At 62.0% G+C, this 15,651-nt stretch carries 14 protein-coding genes; 8 read left to right on the top strand and 6 right to left on the bottom strand.

Annotation, left to right across the window (positions count from 1 at the left end):
* The first annotated feature begins 174 nt into the window (after positions 1 to 174).
* Complete coding sequence (locus ACK28C_RS00070) at positions 175 to 678, top strand: hypothetical protein (RefSeq protein ID WP_015555826.1); 504 nt, start codon at positions 175 to 177, stop codon at positions 676 to 678.
* Positions 679 to 911: 233 nt separating this feature from the next.
* Here the strand turns inward: ACK28C_RS00070 and ACK28C_RS00065 are convergent, their stop codons facing one another.
* Together ACK28C_RS00065 and ACK28C_RS00060 are read right to left on the bottom strand one after the other, a co-directional pair.
* Complete coding sequence (locus ACK28C_RS00065; RefSeq protein ID WP_015555827.1) at positions 912 to 1,208, bottom strand: DUF4491 family protein; 297 nt, start codon at positions 1,206 to 1,208, stop codon at positions 912 to 914.
* 25 nt (positions 1,209 to 1,233) lie between these two features.
* Positions 1,234 to 2,082, bottom strand: coding sequence for a class I SAM-dependent methyltransferase (locus tag ACK28C_RS00060; RefSeq protein ID WP_015555828.1), 849 nt, complete (start codon positions 2,080 to 2,082; stop codon positions 1,234 to 1,236).
* 510 nt (positions 2,083 to 2,592) lie between these two features.
* Here ACK28C_RS00060 and ACK28C_RS00055 point away from each other — a divergent pair.
* The 7 genes from ACK28C_RS00055 (at position 2,593) to ACK28C_RS00025 (ending at position 11,432) form a co-directional block, all read left to right on the top strand.
* Complete coding sequence (locus ACK28C_RS00055) at positions 2,593 to 3,870, top strand: efflux RND transporter periplasmic adaptor subunit (RefSeq protein ID WP_015555829.1); 1,278 nt, start codon at positions 2,593 to 2,595, stop codon at positions 3,868 to 3,870.
* Positions 3,867 to 4,598, top strand: a complete 732-nt coding sequence (locus tag ACK28C_RS00050) for an ABC transporter ATP-binding protein (protein ID WP_015555830.1) — start codon at positions 3,867 to 3,869, stop codon at positions 4,596 to 4,598. The genes ACK28C_RS00055 and ACK28C_RS00050 overlap by 4 nt, the downstream gene beginning before the upstream one ends.
* 2 nt (positions 4,599 to 4,600) lie before the next feature.
* Complete coding sequence (locus tag ACK28C_RS00045) at positions 4,601 to 5,815, top strand: ABC transporter permease (RefSeq protein WP_015555831.1); 1,215 nt, start codon at positions 4,601 to 4,603, stop codon at positions 5,813 to 5,815.
* A gap of 29 nt (positions 5,816 to 5,844) precedes the next feature.
* Complete coding sequence (locus ACK28C_RS00040; protein WP_015555832.1) at positions 5,845 to 6,195, top strand: arsenate reductase family protein; 351 nt, start codon at positions 5,845 to 5,847, stop codon at positions 6,193 to 6,195.
* A 273-nt stretch (positions 6,196 to 6,468) separates the two neighbouring features.
* Entirely contained in the window at positions 6,469 to 7,401 is a 933-nt protein-coding gene (locus tag ACK28C_RS00035) for an Rpn family recombination-promoting nuclease/putative transposase (protein WP_409152291.1), read from the top strand.
* Positions 7,402 to 7,864: 463 nt separating this feature from the next.
* Positions 7,865 to 8,371 (top strand): hypothetical protein, encoded by a 507-nt coding sequence (locus ACK28C_RS00030; RefSeq protein ID WP_409152290.1) that lies wholly within the window; start codon positions 7,865 to 7,867, stop codon positions 8,369 to 8,371.
* Positions 8,372 to 8,750: 379 nt separating this feature from the next.
* Positions 8,751 to 11,432: a hypothetical protein gene (locus ACK28C_RS00025; protein WP_409152289.1), complete on the top strand. Its 2,682-nt coding sequence runs from the start codon at positions 8,751 to 8,753 to the stop codon at positions 11,430 to 11,432.
* Positions 11,433 to 11,920: 488 nt separating this feature from the next.
* Here ACK28C_RS00025 and ACK28C_RS00020 read toward each other — a convergent pair whose 3' ends face one another.
* The 4 genes from ACK28C_RS00020 to ACK28C_RS00005 form a co-directional block, all read right to left on the bottom strand.
* Positions 11,921 to 12,415 (bottom strand): hypothetical protein, encoded by a 495-nt coding sequence (locus tag ACK28C_RS00020; protein ID WP_409152288.1) that lies wholly within the window; start codon positions 12,413 to 12,415, stop codon positions 11,921 to 11,923.
* Positions 12,416 to 12,623: 208 nt separating this feature from the next.
* The gene (locus ACK28C_RS00015; RefSeq protein ID WP_409152287.1) at positions 12,624 to 13,118 is read right to left on the bottom strand and encodes a hypothetical protein; all 495 of its coding nucleotides are present in this window, start codon (positions 13,116 to 13,118) and stop codon (positions 12,624 to 12,626) included.
* 426 nt (positions 13,119 to 13,544) lie between these two features.
* On the bottom strand, positions 13,545 to 14,471 hold the full coding sequence (locus ACK28C_RS00010; protein ID WP_409152286.1) for an Rpn family recombination-promoting nuclease/putative transposase: 927 nt from the start codon (positions 14,469 to 14,471) through the stop codon (positions 13,545 to 13,547).
* A gap of 217 nt (positions 14,472 to 14,688) precedes the next feature.
* Entirely contained in the window at positions 14,689 to 15,651 is a 963-nt protein-coding gene (locus ACK28C_RS00005) for an Rpn family recombination-promoting nuclease/putative transposase (protein WP_409152285.1), read from the bottom strand.

The raw sequence follows: 15,651 nt of genomic DNA, 5'->3' as shown, positions 1-15,651 counted from the left end.
TCAAGTTTCGGCTCGGCCAACGGGGCCTAAAACCTGGGTGAGGTCAACTATCGAGGAGGCGGTGGAGTGGCGATCGCGAAGATGAACTGGGCCGCAGCGAGATCGTGGATCACGGCGACCCCGCTTTACCGCATGTAAAACGGGGATTTTCTAAAAAGAAACGAGGGATTGTTTATGGAGTTTCGCGACAGGCAATACGAAGTTTTCAACATGTTCGACAAGCAATGGGCGCTGGCGACGGCGGGCACCCTGGAGGATTTTGACGGGTGCACCATCGGCTGGGGCAGCCTTGGCAGCCTCTGGGGATCGAGGAGCGACGGGCGGCTGATCGTGACGATTTACGTCAACCCTCTGCGATATACCAGCGAGTACCTGTTGAAAAACGATTGTTTCACCGTTTCTTTCTTTGAGGAAAACTATCGCAGGGATTTGTTGACGCTCGGAACGAAATCGAAACGGGATTGCGATAAATTTGCGATGACCTCGCTGACGCCGGAGAGACACGGGCAGGGCGTCGTCTTCCGTGAGGCGAACCTGACCTTTGTCTGCCGAAAGCTGTACTGGGAGCAGTTCAATCCAGATCATCTCGACTCGGAGGTCATGCGCGAGATCTACTCGAATCGCCCGCCTCATTATCAGTTCATCGGCGAGATCATGGAGGTCCTTGACAAGCGGTGAGGGGCAAAAAAGGGCTTTGGAAATGTTCGCTGACTGGCCTGATGGAACGGTGGCGGCCGACCGTGGAGGCCGCCCCTCGTTCCGTCAGGCCCTGTGAAAAATGAACCGAAACGGCGGGCTTTTGGTGCCGCTTCTGCTGTGGCTCTGCCGGGTTGCAGAATGGCTGCTCATGTTGCTGTTCGTGGTGGGGCTTTGCCGTATGGCATTAATCTTCTCGCCGCCCTGAATCGAGGTCATTCTTCGGGCGCGCGCTTGGGGTTTCTGGGGAACCATCCCCTTTCGACGCGCTTTGTCTGTTGCTTGAGCTCGTGGATGCTCCACAGCGAGGTGAAGCCCGCGACCCCCAGGATGGCGGAAAACGTGGGGTCCTCAGCAAACAGGGATGCGGTGCAAAAAGCGAGGCCCCCCACGAGGAAGACCGGCCAGACCCTGTCGGAAAAGTAGTACTCGCACTTGATGACGATGGGGTGAAAGAGGCCGATGAGGAGGAAGGAAGCCAATCCGATGAGGATGCCGGACCCGTTGAGCATGATCGTTTTCCTTTCTGACGTGCCTTTATGCTCTTTCGTTTGCCTGCCGTATGTCGTAGCGCAGCATCTTGGCCCCTTTGGCCATCGCGGGGATGAGGTTCAGCAGGACGGCCCAGCCCCAGCGGCGCAGCTCCTGGTTGATGTAGTATTCGACCTCGACGAACTTCAGCCCAGGGTCCCAGCCCTCGATGTCCCTGAGCCCATCGAGCCCCCACGTGAACCGCACGTCGTCCCCGTACTCCCGGATCGAGTCGTGCATCTTGGAATGACGGACCATCCAGGTCGAGACCGAGTCGAAGTGCAGCTCTGCGCCGGGGAAGCGCTGGGCCAGGTTCTGAAAGAGGCCCTCGATGTCCGTCCCGTTCAGGTACATCAGCACGCCCTCCATGATGAAGGCGAAGCGGTGCTCCGGGTAGCGTTCCAGCAGCTCGTCCATCCACCCGGTTTCAAACATCGAGGCGCCGATCTGGGGGTTGCGCTCCGAGGGGGGCAGGAAGCGCTTCCGAACCTCCATGACGTCCGGCAGGTCCAGGTCCACCTGAACGCCCTTGCCCGAATCCGTCCGCAGGAAGCGGTCGTCCAGCCCGCAGGCCAGGTGTACGACCACCGGCCTCTCCCAATCCGCAAGGATTCGCCGCGTCTCGCGGTCGAACCGGCGCGTGCGGATGATCGTCCCCACCTGCGACATCTTCTTGTCCCGGAAGCGGGACATGTCCACGCCGAGCTTCTCCAAGATCTCGACCGCCCTGGGGTCCTCGATGAGACGGTCGGGCCGCTGCGTCTCCTGTGCCTTGAAGTAGAGGGTCAGAAGCGCCGTCTCCGAGATGGGCACCTTGAAGCCAAGTCCCGCAGACGCCTTCCTGCTTTCGTTCATCGTCCAAACGATCTCCTTTCCGAAAACTTCGCTGAAATCAACCATAAAACCAGGTTAAACATCATGTAATAAAGTGTAGTCTTAGTTAACGAAAAGTCAATCCTGCGGGTTTGGCCCAAATCCGCAGGTTGCGACGACTTGATCGAGGCTCAAGCCCGTCGTCGCACAGGTTAAGCCGATTCTGAGCTTTCACCCGTCAGGTGAGGCAGAAAACGCATAAAACCGCTTCCCGACGCACGTTAAAAACTTTACCTGTGGATTTGGGTTTGGGTGTCGTCGAGCGCGAAAGCAACCCCTCCGGCCCTTCGGACCACCTCCCCTTGCAGGGGAGGCGAAGCGACCCCGACGGCGTGCGTATTTCTACGATGTCCCCCTCCGCGTATCCTTACGTTGTCCGTCGGAAGCCCATCCCCTATACTTCTCCCCGGACGGGACGGCCGTCTTCAGTTTCAACGGATACGTTCCTGACTGGAACGTTCTCGACAGACGCGGATATCGGAGGAGTCGTTCATGAAGGTTTTTAAGATGCTGTCGTTTGGAGCCATCGCGGCGGGGATCGCCTGGGGCGTCTGGTATGGGTTCTTCAGGGACGAGGGGACGGAGTACGTCTACCGAACCCAGCCCGTGACGCGCGGGAGCATCTCCGCGACGGTCAGCGCCACCGGAAGCGTCAACCCCGTGGAGATGGTGGACGTCGGCACGCAGGTCTCCGGGACGATCAAGGAGATCTACGTGGACTACAACAGCCGGGTCACCAAGGGACAGCTGATCGCCATGTTGGACACCGACATGCTGCAGTCGAGGATTGAGGAGGCGAAGGCCGCCCTCGCCCTCGCCCAGGCCCGGACGACGAGCGCCAAGGCGTCCGTTGCGGATGCGGACCGGACCTTCAAGCGCAACAAGGAGCTCTGGGGGCGGGACCTGATCGCGCGGAGCGAACTGGACGCCGCGGAGACCAAACTCTCCCTGGCCCGCGCCTCGTTGGCCGAAAACAACGCCCAGGTCGTGCAGGCCAAGGCCTCGCTGAAGCAGGCCGAGACGAGCCTGGGCTACGCGCGCATCGTCTCGCCCGTCGACGGGGTGGTCATTGCGCGCAAGGTGGACGTGGGGCAGACTGTGGCGGCCAGCCTCCAGACGCCGACGCTCTTCTCCATCGCCCGCGACCTGACCCGGATGCAGATCGAGGCCAGCGTTGACGAGGCGGACATCGGGCGCATCGCGGAGGGCCAGAGGGCGATCTGCCGCTTTGACGCATGGCCGGACACGACGTTCGAGGGCACGGTGACGCAGGTGCGCCTGAAGTCCACGGTCGTCTCCAACGTCGTCACCTACACGGTGATCATTCGGGTGGACAACTCGGAGCTGAAGCTGAAGCCCAGCATGACGGCCAACGTGACCATCGTCACGGAGGAGAAGAAGGACGCGCTGAAGGTTCCGGCCGCGGCGCTCCGCTTCACGCCGCCGGGCGACGTCCTCGCGGCCCTCTCCGATGCCTCCGGTGCGGAGCAGGAGGAGGAGGGCGAAGGGTCGATCATGGGATTGCCCCCGATGCGGCGTAGGAACGGGGTCCGTTCGGGCGACGAAGACGAGCCCGTGGTGTGGGTCGTAGAGGACGGGAAGATCGTGGGCAGCGTTCCCGTCGGAGAGCAGGGGATCAGCGACCGTACGTGGGTGGAGGTCTTGAACACGCAGCTCAAGGAGGGGCAGGAGCTGGCCGTCGCCTTCAGCACCGCCGGGGCGGCCGTCGCGGCCGAGGGTGAGGCCGTCGTGGTGAGGATGGGCCGATGAGCCTCCCGGATGCCGCTTCGGAGAGGGCCGCGTGCCCTCTGATCGAGGTCGAGGACCTCGTCAAGGTCTATCGGACCGGGGACGTGGAGCTGCGCGCGCTGGATGGCGTCTCCTTCTCGGTGGCCCACGGGGAGTTCGTGGCGGTGATGGGGCCGTCGGGCTCTGGAAAGTCCACGACGATGAACATGCTGGGCTGCCTCGACTCTCCCACCGATGGGCGCTACCTCCTGGACGGGCGGGACGTGGCGCACCTGTCGGGCGACGAGCTGGCGAAGGTCCGCAACGGGAAGCTGGGTTTCGTGTTCCAGGGGTTCAACCTGCTGCCGCGCCTGTCGGCCGTGGATAACGTCGCGCTCCCCCTCGTCTACGCGGGGGTCCCCGCCAGGGAGCGCCGCGAGCGGGCCCGCGGGGCCCTGGAGCGCGTGGGGTTGGGTGCCCGTCTGGAACACAGGCCCAACCAGATGAGCGGTGGGCAGCAGCAGCGCGTCGCCATCGCGCGGGCCCTCGTCGGCAGGGCGCCCCTGATCCTGGCCGACGAGCCGACGGGGAACCTGGACACGCGGACGAGCGAGGAGATCATGGACCTTCTCGTCGAGGTCAACCGGGAGGGCAAGACGGTGGTCCTGGTGACGCACGAGCCGGACATCGCCGCTTACGCGCGGCGCATTTTGAAGTTCAAGGACGGTCGCCTGGTCTCCGACGAGACGGCTTCGGGAAGGGAGGAGTAACGATGTTCGAGACGCTGCGCACCGCCCTGTCCTCGCTCCTGGCGAACAAGACGCGCTCGCTTCTGACGATGCTGGGCGTGGTCATCGGGGTGGGGGCGGTCATCGCGATGGTCGCCGTGGGGAATGGCGCCTCCGTTCAGATGCAGGATCTCGTCTCCGGTCTGGGGAGCAACCTGCTCATCCTGAGCCCGGGGGCGCCCCGGTCGGGCGGCGTGCGTCAGAGCGGGGGCGCGCGCCTGACGCTCTCCGACGTGAGGGCCGTGACGGAGGAGTGCTGGTCGGTGCTCCGGGCGGCTCCCCTGGTGAACCTTTCGAGCCAGCTGATCTACGAGAACCAGAACTGGCCGTCCCGCGTGACGGGAACGACGTCGTCGTACTTCGACGTCGACAACCGCAGCATCTACCTGGGGCGGCTCCTGGACGACGAGGACGAGCGGAGCGCGTCCAAGGTCTGCGTCATCGGCCAGACGGTCGCGACCCAGCTCTTCGGCACGACGAACCCGATAGGCAAAAATATCCGGATCAACAAGATCCCCTTCGAGGTCGTTGGGGTCCTGGCCCCGAAGGGCGGCGGGTCGATGGGGCAGGACCAGGACGACACGGTGGTGGTGCCGATCACCACGGCGCAGCGGCGCCTGGTGCGCAGCTCGTTGGCCGATTCCGTCCACATGGCCCTCATTCAGGTTCGGGACGTCAGTATGCTGGAGGGGGGGATGGCGGATATCCGGGCCCTGATGCGCCAGCGACATCGAATCGGCAGGGGGAAGGACGACGACTTCGAGATATGGAACATGACTCAGATGGTGGAGTCCCTGCAGCAGTCGACCTGGGTGATGTCCGCCCTGCTTGGGGCCGTGGCCTCCATCTCCCTGCTGGTGGGGGGGATCGGCATCATGAACATCATGTTGGTCTCCGTCACGGAGCGGACTCGCGAGATCGGAATCCGCATGGCCATCGGGGCCCGCGCCAGGGACATCCGGCTTCAGTTCCTGCTGGAGGCGCTGGTGCTCTCCCTGCTGGGCGGCGCCCTGGGGATCCTCCTGGGGATGGCGGCGTCCTGGGGGGTGACGAAGTTCCTCACGTGGCCCACCTCCGTGTCGTCCGGAGCCATCGCGCTGGCGGCGGGGTTCTCCGGCTTCGTGGGGGTCTTCTTCGGCCTCTATCCGGCCTGGAAGGCGTCGCGGCTCAGGCCCATCGACGCCCTGCGGTTCGAGTGATTGCCAGGAACATAAGGAGGAACCGACTCATGCTGTTTCTGTGGTACCCCAGGTGCAGCACCTGCCGAAAGGCCAGGGATTGGCTGGATGCGAAAAACTTAAGCTATACGTTCCGGGACATCGTTCAGGAGCCCCCGACGGTCCAGGAGTTGCAGGAATGGCAGAGACGAAGCGCTCTGCCCCTGAAGCGTTTTTTCAACACCAGCGGCATGAACTATCGTGCCCTGGGACTCAAGGACAAGCTGCCGGAGATGAGCGAGGAGGAGGCACTGAGGCTGCTGGCATCCGATGGAATGCTCGTGAAACGCCCCCTGCTGGTGACGGAGGAGATCGTGCTGATCGGCTTTCGCGAGACGGCCTGGGTGGATGCCTTTAAGTAGGTCACTGTAACTGAAGATAGGATAAACGACTGGAGGGAGAGTCATGCCGGAGAAGGACATCACGGAACGGCAGCCGGAAGGCTCCCCGAAGGGGGGGACTGAGGGGTTGTTTGGGCTGAAGGGATCGTCCTCTCGCTGATCCGCTTCCCGCGCTTTCAATCCGCTGTCGCTTTCAGCCTGGCGATTCGGCAATTTAGCCGCGTTTTTGGATTGACGATCCGGCTTTGCTGTTTTGTTATAATGAAGACAAGATAAACGACTGGAGGGGGCGTCATGCCGGAGAAGGACATCACAGAAAGGCATCTCGAATCCTATAACGACGTCTTTGCGGACGTGGTGAACGTGCTGCTCTTCGACGGAAAGAGGCGGGTGAAGCCGGAGGACCTGAAGGACACGCGGGCCCGCACGTTCTACAAGGCGGACGGGAAACTCCACGAGCAGGAGCGGGACGTCTCCAAGCTGTGGGTCTCCGAGAGGGCCGTGATCTCCCTGATCGGGTTTGAGAACCAGACCGAGGCGGACTGGGACATGCCGCTTCGGGTGCTGGGATACGAGGGGGCGGATTACCGTAACCAGCTGTCTGAAAAAGGTGGCCTCTACCCCGTGGTGACGCTGGTCCTCTACTTTGGCGATTCGCCCTGGACGGCGCCGCGGACGCTGTTCGAGAGGGTTTCGGTGGCTGAGGGGCTCAAGCCGTTTGTGAACGACTATCGGGTCAACGTCTTTGAGGTTCCGCGTCTGACGGCGGAGCAGGTGGGGCAGTTCAAGAGCGACTTCAGGATCGTTGCGGATTACTTTGTGCAGATGGGTCGGGACGAGGACTACGTGCCCCCGCGTCAGACGATCGAACACGTGGATGCGGTGTTGAAGCTCATGTCTGCGCTGACGCGGGACCATCGGTTTGAGGAGACGCAGAGCGAGTTCAGGAAGGGGGAGGCGGTCACGATGTTGAGCGTTTTGGACAAGGTTGAGGCCAGGGGCAGAGTCGAGGGCATTCAGCTGGGCGAGGCCAGGGGCATTCAGCTGGGTGAGGCCAGGGGCATTAAGTTGGGACGAAATGAAGGACGAAATGAAGGACGAAATGAAGGCATCGCCTTCACGGCGCGGCGGATGCTGGTGCGAGGCGTCCCGCTGGAGCAGGTGGTCGACTTCACCGGGCTGTCCCTCGGCGAGGTGGAGGCGCTGAAGCGGGGGATGGACAACTGATCGTTGGCCCCCCTGCAAGGGGGGCTGCTCCGCAGGGGTGTAGGGGCGACGAGTGTTTTTCATAAGACGCGCCTGTCTGCATTCCCCGCCAACGCCTCCACAAGGCAATCAATTGCCTTGCTTCGGCACAGCCGACCGACACGACGCCGGTCGCCTGTCGGCGTCCGTAAGTCGTGTCGTCTGGCCGAGCTGCGGAAGTCCCCCGGACTTCCTTCGCCCTCAGCCGACCGACACGACGCCGGCCGCCTGTCGGCGTCCGTAAGTCGTGTCGTCTGGCCGAGCTGCGGAAGTCCCCCGGACTTCCTTCGCCCTCAGCCGACCGACACGACGCCGGCCGCCTGTCGGCGTCCGTAAGTCGTGTCGTCTGGCCGAACCCCTCCGCCTCACTGCGTTCGGCACCTCCCCTTTCAGGGGAGGCTTTGTACCCGAAGGGGCGCCGCGGACGCTGTTCGAGAGGGTTTCGGTGGCTGAGGGGCTCAAGCCGTTTGTGAACGACTATCGGGTCAACGTCTTTGAGGTTCCGCGTCTGACGGCGGAGCAGGTGGGGCAGTTTAAGAGCGACTTCAGGATCGTTGCGGACTACTTTGTGCAGATGGGGCGGGACGAGGACTACGAGCCCCCGCGTCAGACGATCGAACACGTGGATGCGGTGTTGAAGCTCATGTCTGCGCTGACGCGGGACCATCGGTTTGAGGAGACGCAGAGCGAGTTCAGGAAGGGGGAGGCGGTCACGATGTTGAGCGTTTTGGATAAGGTGGAGGCAAGGGGCATACAGTTTGGGGAGGCAAGGGGCATTAAGTTGGGCGAGGCCAGGGGCATTAAGTTGGGACGAAATGAAGGACGAAATGAAGGCATCGCCGCCACGGCGCGGCGGATGCTGGTGCGAGGCGTCCCGCTGGAGCAGGTGGTCGACTTCACCGGGCTGTCCCTCGGCGAGGTGGAGGCGCTGCGGCGGGGGATGGACAACTGATCGTTGGCCCCCCTGCAAGGGGGGGCTGCCCCGCCGGGGGTGTTTGGGCGGCGAGGGGTGACATGATCACTGATCAATGACCTTTAGGCCTTCCACCCTTTGTATTTTTTGCAAAGACGTGATATTTTACAACGATTTTATCACCATCTTGCTTGCTTTGGCAGGGTGTTTTTTTGCACGTGGTTTTTCGGTTGATGGGATATGTATTATCCAAGGGGGGTTGAGAACATGGGCTTCTTCGGCCTCTATCCGGCCTGGAAGGCGTCGCGTCTCAGGCCCATCGACGCCCTGCGGTTCGAGTGATTGTCATGTTGTGCAATGTGCTCCCCTCGTTGTATAATTCGACGGTTTGTAAATTCAGGTGAGGAGGAAGATAGTTTTGAGAAAGATGGGCTCGATCGGCAGGTTTTTGCTTGTGGCGGCTCTCGCGGCAGTGTTCGCCCTGGGCCTCGCCGGAACCGCGCTGGCGGCGCATTATGTGTGGAGGGGTACTGGGGGTAACCTCGCGGAAGGTGATTGGAAGACGCCTTCTTGCTGGGACCTCAATTCCAATTTCCCGGGTACAACCCCCAACGATACTGTCGAGATCCCCGAGGGCTCTGTGGTAACGGTGGGTGATGCGAACTTTCCGAATAATGCGGTGGATAAGATCACCTTTAAGGGCGGGGCCAAACTGCTCTACAACGATGAAACCTACTATTTTAGGACCCAGGCCCTCGAGGTTGAGGCGGGTGAGGTCAACATCGTGGTAAAAAAAGATGATAGGTTTGCTGTCCATGATACCGCCACCAACGTCGTCATTAAGGTCGGAGCCAACGCGGTCCTTACCCTCGAAGGGAAGAAGATTGCGGGTGGTGCTGGCGCGTTGCGACTCACCGGTGCGGGGAAGCTGGTTTTGAAGGCTCCGGTGACGACGGTCACGGATCTGAAGATCACGGAGGGCGGCACGCTGGTCGCAGACGTCGATAACGCCCTGCCCCTTACGAGTGCTTTGACGATCGACAATGGCAGCATCGTAGTCAATGGGACCGGTTTTGGCGCCACCTCCGAGATGACCCTGTCGAAGGGCAACCTGACGCTGAACAAGCCGATGAGGGATAATAAGGTGACGATGGGGGACGGCACATTGACGGTTGCGGATGGCGTCAAGATCGGAAAGAATGCCCCACTGGACGGCGCGGTGGACCTGAAGGATAAAGGCCACCTCGTGCTGAACGGGAACCTGACGCTCAAGGAGCTGAAAACGGTCGATGGCAGCAAGATCACGGCCAACGGCAATGTCCTGACCGTCAAGCCCGGTGTTGGGGTAGATTTTGAGCTCAACGCAGGGATCGATAAGGGGACTCTGAGCCTGGATGTGGCGGCCAATAACACGGCCACCCTGAGTAAAAATGTGGCGAACGTCGTGTTCAACGGGAAAACCGACGGCGCCGCCGGCGCCCCTACCTTGAAATTTGAGGGCAACGTCTTTGTGAACCACCTCGATATCAGAGGCTCCGAGACAGAACCCGCCCGCTTGGATTTCGCTGGGGAGCAGGAGTACACCATCGGCACGCTGGAGTTCGTGAGGACGACCCCCCTTGTCGTTTCCTATGGCGATAAGTACGTCAAGGTCGAAAAGCTGATCCTTGCCGATGGCGCTGCCCTTGACCTCGAGCTGAGGGGGGGTACTGCACTGATCATCCAGGACGGAACGCCGGGCAAGAATTGGAACGTGAAGATGGGGAATGAGAATACCGATTTCAGGGTGCACAACGCGGGGCTGCTCTCCGGAAACGTCGAGGTGACGCTCGGCGGCGGCACCCTGTACCTGCCTCACGGAGCGTACCCGAACCTGATCCTGAAGGCGGCGTCTCCTTCTGTTATGCCGACGATCGATGCGGAGTTCTTCGAGGGCGACCCGGTCCTGACCGTAGGGAAGGTCGCGATCAGTAATTCTAACCTGAGAGTGAAGGCTACCGGTGTCTGGAGACACGGCCTGAAAGCAGGCGATACGCTCACGCTGCTGGAGGTCAATGAGACGAACCTGAGTGATGGTAAAGTGATCTTAGGTGATCCAGAGGTGGATAGTAGTGGCTACTTGAAATGGAAGTGGGAGCGGCTGGAAGGAACCAAAACAAAACTGGTCCTCACCGCGCTGAAGACCATCTCCGTCCCCGATCTGGTGGCGGAGGCGAGTTACTCGGGGAACAAGTGTACCGTGAACGTCAAGGTCTCGGGTGACGTGAAAGTGAATGAGAGCAACTGGAACGCCGAGATGATCCTGGGAGATAGGCCGGAGAATGATCCCGCTTATAAGAATTTTAAGCCTGGGACGAACACTGAGAGGGGCGCGGTTTTTGAGGTCATTCTGCCGTCCGGTTTCACGAGAGGGACGCTGAGGGTGAAAGCCACAAACAAAGAAGGAGGAAATTTCCAGGGCTTTGTCGACGTCCCGCTGGTGCGCACCACGCCGGGTGGCGAGGGCAACGGCAACGACGAGGCCGACAAGCCGGTGGAGATCGACAACACGAGCTGGACCGCGACGGCCCTCACCGGGGAGTCGGGAGACGTGACGCTCCGGGCGAAGCTGAAGCTGGTTGGCACGCCGAAGTCCCTGAAGGTGGAGGTCTCCGGGATGAAGGCGCCGAAGGCCGAGCTGCTGGACGCGGCGGGGAAGGTCGTCTTGACGTCCTCCATCCCCTCGGTCCGCGCGAGCGCCAAAGACTACACGCTGAGGCTGACGTGCAGGACCACGAAGGCCGAGATCGCCGCGGGCGCGGAGATCAAGACGGTGATCGTGACGATGGCCAACGGCACGAGGTACAAGATCCCCGTGAACAAGAAGCTGAAGGACATGAAGCCCGACACCAACAAGCCGGACAACAACAAGCCCGGTGGCGACAACAAACCTGGTGACGGCAACAAGCCTGGCGACAACAACCCCGGAGACAACAAGCCCGGCGACGGCAACAAGCCTGGCGAGGGCAGGAAGGGCGGCTCCGGCGGCGGGTGCGACGCGGGTGTCGGCGGGCTGGCGCTGGCCCTTGGCGCGGCGTTCCTGCTGAAGCGGAAGGCGTAGTCCGAAACCGGATGACGAGGCGGGCCTCTCCTGAGGCTCCAGCCTGAGAGAAGCGCGAGCGGCACCCACTGGGCGCCGCTCGCGCTTCTCTGCTTTTGGAGTTGTCAACGCCTCGCGGCGGAGGGGTTCAGCCAGACGACCGGCCTCACGCAAGCCGATCTTTCGGGAGGATTGCGGCGGCCGGTCGGTCGGCTGAGGGCGAAGGAAGTCCGGGGGACTTCCGCAGCTCAGCCAGACGACACGACTTACGGACGCCGACAGGCGGCCGGCGTCGTGTCGGTCGGCTGTGCCGAAGCAAGGCAATGGATTGCCTTGTGGAGGCGTTGGCGGGGAATGTCAGACAGGTGCGTCTTATGAAAAACACTCGCCGCCCCTACACCCCTACGGGGCAGCCCCCCTTGCAGGGGGCCGAAACAACCCCTCAGTCTCACCCCTCCGGGGCTCGACAGCCCCCCTTTCAGGGGGGCCTGAAAAACCGGGGCCAACGATCAGTTGTCCATCCCCCGACGCAGCGCCTCGACCTCACTAAGGGATAGCCCCGTCGCCTGGGATATCTGCTCCGACGTGAAACTCATGCCCAGCATCCGCCGCGCCGTGGAGGTGATACCCTCATTGCGTCCCTCATTGCGTCCCAGCTTAATGCCTCTGGCCTCGCCTCTGGCCTCGCCCAACTGAATACCTCTGGCCTCAACCTTGTCCAAAACGCTCAACATCGTGACCGCCTCCCCCTTCCTGAACTCGCCCTGCGTCTCCTCAAACCGATGGTCCCGCGTCAGCGCGGACATGAGCTTCAGCACCGCATCCACGTGCTCGATCGTCTGACGCGGGGGCACGTAGTCCTCGTCCCGACCCATCTGTACAAAGTAGTCCGCAATGATCCTGAAGTCGCTCTTGAACTGCCCCACCTGCTCCGCCGTCAGACGCGGAACCTCAAAGACGTTGACCCGATAGTCGTTCACAAACGGCTTCAGCCCCTCGGCCACAGAAAACCTCTCGAACAGCGTCCGCGGCGCCCCTTCGGGTGCAAAGCCTCCCCTGAAAGGGGAGGTGCCGAACGGAGTGAGGCGGAGGGGTTGTCTTCACGCCCAACGACAACCCCTCATGCAGGGGGCCGAAACAACCCCTCAGTCTCGCCCCTCCGGGGCTCGACAGCCCCCCTTTCAGGGGGGCCTGAAAAACCGGGGCCAACGATCAGTTGTCCATCCCCCGACGCAGCGCCTCGACCTCACTAAGGGATAGCCCCGTCGCCTGGGATATCTGCTCCGACGTGAAACTCATGCCCAGCATCCGCCGCGCCGTGGAGGTGATACCCTCATTGCGTCCCTCATTGCGTCCCAGCTTAATGCCTCTGGCCTCGCCTCTGGCCTCGCCCAACTGAATACCTCTGGCCTCAACCTTGTCCAAAACGCTCAACATCGTGACCGCCTCCCCCTTCCTGAACTCGCCCTGCGTCTCCTCAAACCGATGGTCCCGCGTCAGCGCAGACATGAGCTTCAGCACCGCATCCACGTGCTCGATCGTCTGACGCGGGGGCACGTAGTCCTCGTCCCGACCCATCTGTACAAAGTAGTCCGCAACGATCCTGAAGTCGCTCTTGAACTGCCCCACCTGCTCCGCCGTCAGACGCGGAACCTCAAAGACGTTGACCCGATAGTCGTTCACAAACGGCTTCAGCCCCTCAGCCACCGAAACCCTATCGAACAGCGTCCGCGGCGCCCCTTCGGGTGCAAAGCCTCCCCTGAAAGGGGAGGTGCCGAACGGAGTGAGGCGGAGGGGTTCGGCCAGACGACACGACTTACGGACGCCGACAGGCGGCCGGCGTCGTGTCGGTCGGCTGTGCCGAAGCAAGGCAATGGATTGCCTTGTGGAGGCGTTGGCGGGGAATGTCAGACAGGTGCGTCTTATGAAAAACACTCGCCGCCCCTACACCCCTACGGGGCAGCCCCCCTTGCAGGGGGGCCGAAAACCTGCCTGCCTCCCCTGTAAGGGGAGGTGCCGAACGGAGTGAGGCGGAGGGGTTGTTCTTCACGCTCAGCAACAACCCCTCAGTCTCGCCCCTCCGGGGCTCGACAGCCCCCCTTTCAGGGGAGCCTGAAAAACCGGGGCCAACGATCAGTTGTCCATCCCCCGACGCAGCGCCTCGACCTCACTAAGGGATAGCCCCGTCGCCTGAGATATCTGCTCCGACGTGAAGCTCATGCCCAGCATCCGCCGCGCCGTGGAGGTGATACCCTCATTGCGTCCCTCATTGCGTCCCTCATTGCGTCCCAGCTTAATGCCCCTGGCCTCACCCAACTTAATGCCCCTGGCCTCGCCCAACTGAATACCCCTGGCCTCAACCTTGTCCAAAACGCTCAACATCGTGACCGCCTCCCCCTTCCTGAACTCGCTCTGCGTCTCCTCAAACCGATGGTCCCGCGTCAGCGCAGACATGAGCTTCAACACCGCATCCACGTGTTCGATCGTCTGACGCGGGGGCTCGTAGTCCTCGTCCCGACCCATCTGCACAAAGTAATCCGCAACGATCCTGAAGTCGCTCTTAAACTGCCCCACCTGCTCCGCCGTCAGACGCGGAATCTCAAAGACGTTGACCCGGTAGTCGTTCACAAACGGCTTCAGCCCCTCAGCCACCGAAACCCTCTCGAACAGCGTCCGCGGCGCCGTCCAGGGCGAATCGCCAAAGTAGAGGACCAGCGTCACCACGGGGTAGAGGCCACCTTTTTCAGACAGCTGGTTACGGTAATCCGCCCCCTCGTATCCCAGCACCCGAAGCGGCATGTCCCAGTCCGCCTCGGTCTGGTTCTCGAACCCGATCAGGGAGATCACGGCCCCCTCGGAGACCCACAGCTTGGAGACGTCCCGCTCCTGCTCGTGGAGTTTCCCGTCCGCCTTATAGAACGTGCGGGCCCGCGTGTCTTTCAGGTCCTCCGGCTTCACCCGCCTCTTTCCGTCGAAGAGCAACACGTTCACCACGTCTGCAAAGACGTCATTGTATCCTTCCAGGTGCTTCTCCGTCATATCACGCTCCGGCACCCACATCCTCCTCCTTCAGCGAGTTTCTTCACCGACCTTCAGTCCCCCCTTCGGGGAGCCTTCCGGCTGCCGTTCGCCCTTGCTCACGGGCCGTCAGTCTCGCCCCTGCGGGGTTCGCCAGCCCCCCTTGCAGGGGGGCCTGAAAAACGCGCCTCTTCGTTTCGCCTCCCCTGCAAGGGGAGGTGGCCCGTAGGGCCGGAGGGGTCGCTTTGAAGTGGTACGTTCAGTTTCCGGTCCCGGCCCTCAGCGCCTCCACCTCACCAAGGGATAGCCCCGTTGCCTGGGATATCTGCTCCGACGTGAAACTCATGCCCAGCATCCGCCGCGCCGTGGTGGCAATGCCCTTCGCCTCGCCCCTGGCCTCGCCCCTCGCTTCGCCCTCGGCGCGGGCAACTCGGCGGATCGTCTCATCGCGCGTCATCGCGTCCCGCATCGCCTTATAGCTCACAATGTATCGCTGCCGTTCCTCACGGCTCTGCAAAAACAGCTTCTCCAGGTTCAGCGCCTCACCAATCATCGGGTCCTTCACCATCGCCTCAGGCATCTTCCTCGCCTCCATCCCCGCAAGATACATCAGCCAATACTCCAGACGATTCCGTGGAGTCCCATAACGCGCGCACTTCGGCACCTCAAGGTAGATCAGCTTCAGGTCGTCGCTCAGTTTCTCCCCGCTCTCCACGTCGCACAGACAAAACTCGCGGCGAAAACGCTCCCCGGCAAACAGGCTGAACGCCAGAATGTGAATCGACACCGTCCGCTTCAAATCCAGGTACGAACCACCCAGGCTCATCTGAGAGGCGTGCAGCGTGCTGAGGTAGTAGGCGGAACGCTGCAGGTAGTCGTTCCAGTTCCTCACCTGCACCTCGACCTCCACCTGCGTCCCGTCCGCCATGTTGGCCACGATGTCCAGGTAGCAGTCCTTACCCTCGACGCGCACGGCGGAGAGCTCGCGGTTCGCGTACTCCAAACCGGTGAAGCCCGCGCTTCCGTCGGGAAACACAAGGGCGTTCACGAGGTCCAGAAACAAGGGCTTGCGGTCCTCGCGGCCCAACAAAAACTTGAAGAAACGGTCGTTGAGGCGATAGATTTTTCCCCGCTCCAGGTCCGCCTCGATTTGCCCTTCCGTCACGGGCCCCGACGCCGGACCGATCAGCCCACCGTCGCGCTCCCGCTCTGCGTCCTCCAT

This window comes from Fretibacterium fastidiosum, assembly GCF_964642095.1.
Classification (GTDB): Bacteria; Synergistota; Synergistia; order Synergistales; family Aminobacteriaceae; genus Fretibacterium; species Fretibacterium fastidiosum.
Note: the sequence above shows the minus strand (reverse complement) of the source record. Positions and strands in the feature narration are given on the sequence as shown.

Excerpts from the sequence above, each read along its gene's own strand:
- ACK28C_RS00035 (WP_409152291.1), top strand. The coding sequence starts at position 6,469 with ATGCCGGAGAAGGACATCACAGAAAGGCATCTCGAATCCTATAACGAC.
- ACK28C_RS00070 (WP_015555826.1), top strand. The coding sequence starts at position 175 with ATGGAGTTTCGCGACAGGCAATACGAAGTTTTCAACATGTTCGACAAG.
- ACK28C_RS00065 (WP_015555827.1), bottom strand. The coding sequence starts at position 1,208 with ATGCTCAACGGGTCCGGCATCCTCATCGGATTGGCTTCCTTCCTCCTC.
- ACK28C_RS00055 (WP_015555829.1), top strand. The coding sequence starts at position 2,593 with ATGAAGGTTTTTAAGATGCTGTCGTTTGGAGCCATCGCGGCGGGGATC.
- ACK28C_RS00005 (WP_409152285.1), bottom strand. The coding sequence starts at position 15,651 with ATGGAGGACGCAGAGCGGGAGCGCGACGGTGGGCTGATCGGTCCGGCG.
- ACK28C_RS00010 (WP_409152286.1), bottom strand. The coding sequence starts at position 14,471 with ATGTGGGTGCCGGAGCGTGATATGACGGAGAAGCACCTGGAAGGATAC.
- ACK28C_RS00050 (WP_015555830.1), top strand. The coding sequence starts at position 3,867 with ATGAGCCTCCCGGATGCCGCTTCGGAGAGGGCCGCGTGCCCTCTGATC.
- ACK28C_RS00060 (WP_015555828.1), bottom strand. The coding sequence starts at position 2,082 with ATGAACGAAAGCAGGAAGGCGTCTGCGGGACTTGGCTTCAAGGTGCCC.
- ACK28C_RS00045 (WP_015555831.1), top strand. The coding sequence starts at position 4,601 with ATGTTCGAGACGCTGCGCACCGCCCTGTCCTCGCTCCTGGCGAACAAG.
- ACK28C_RS00040 (WP_015555832.1), top strand. The coding sequence starts at position 5,845 with ATGCTGTTTCTGTGGTACCCCAGGTGCAGCACCTGCCGAAAGGCCAGG.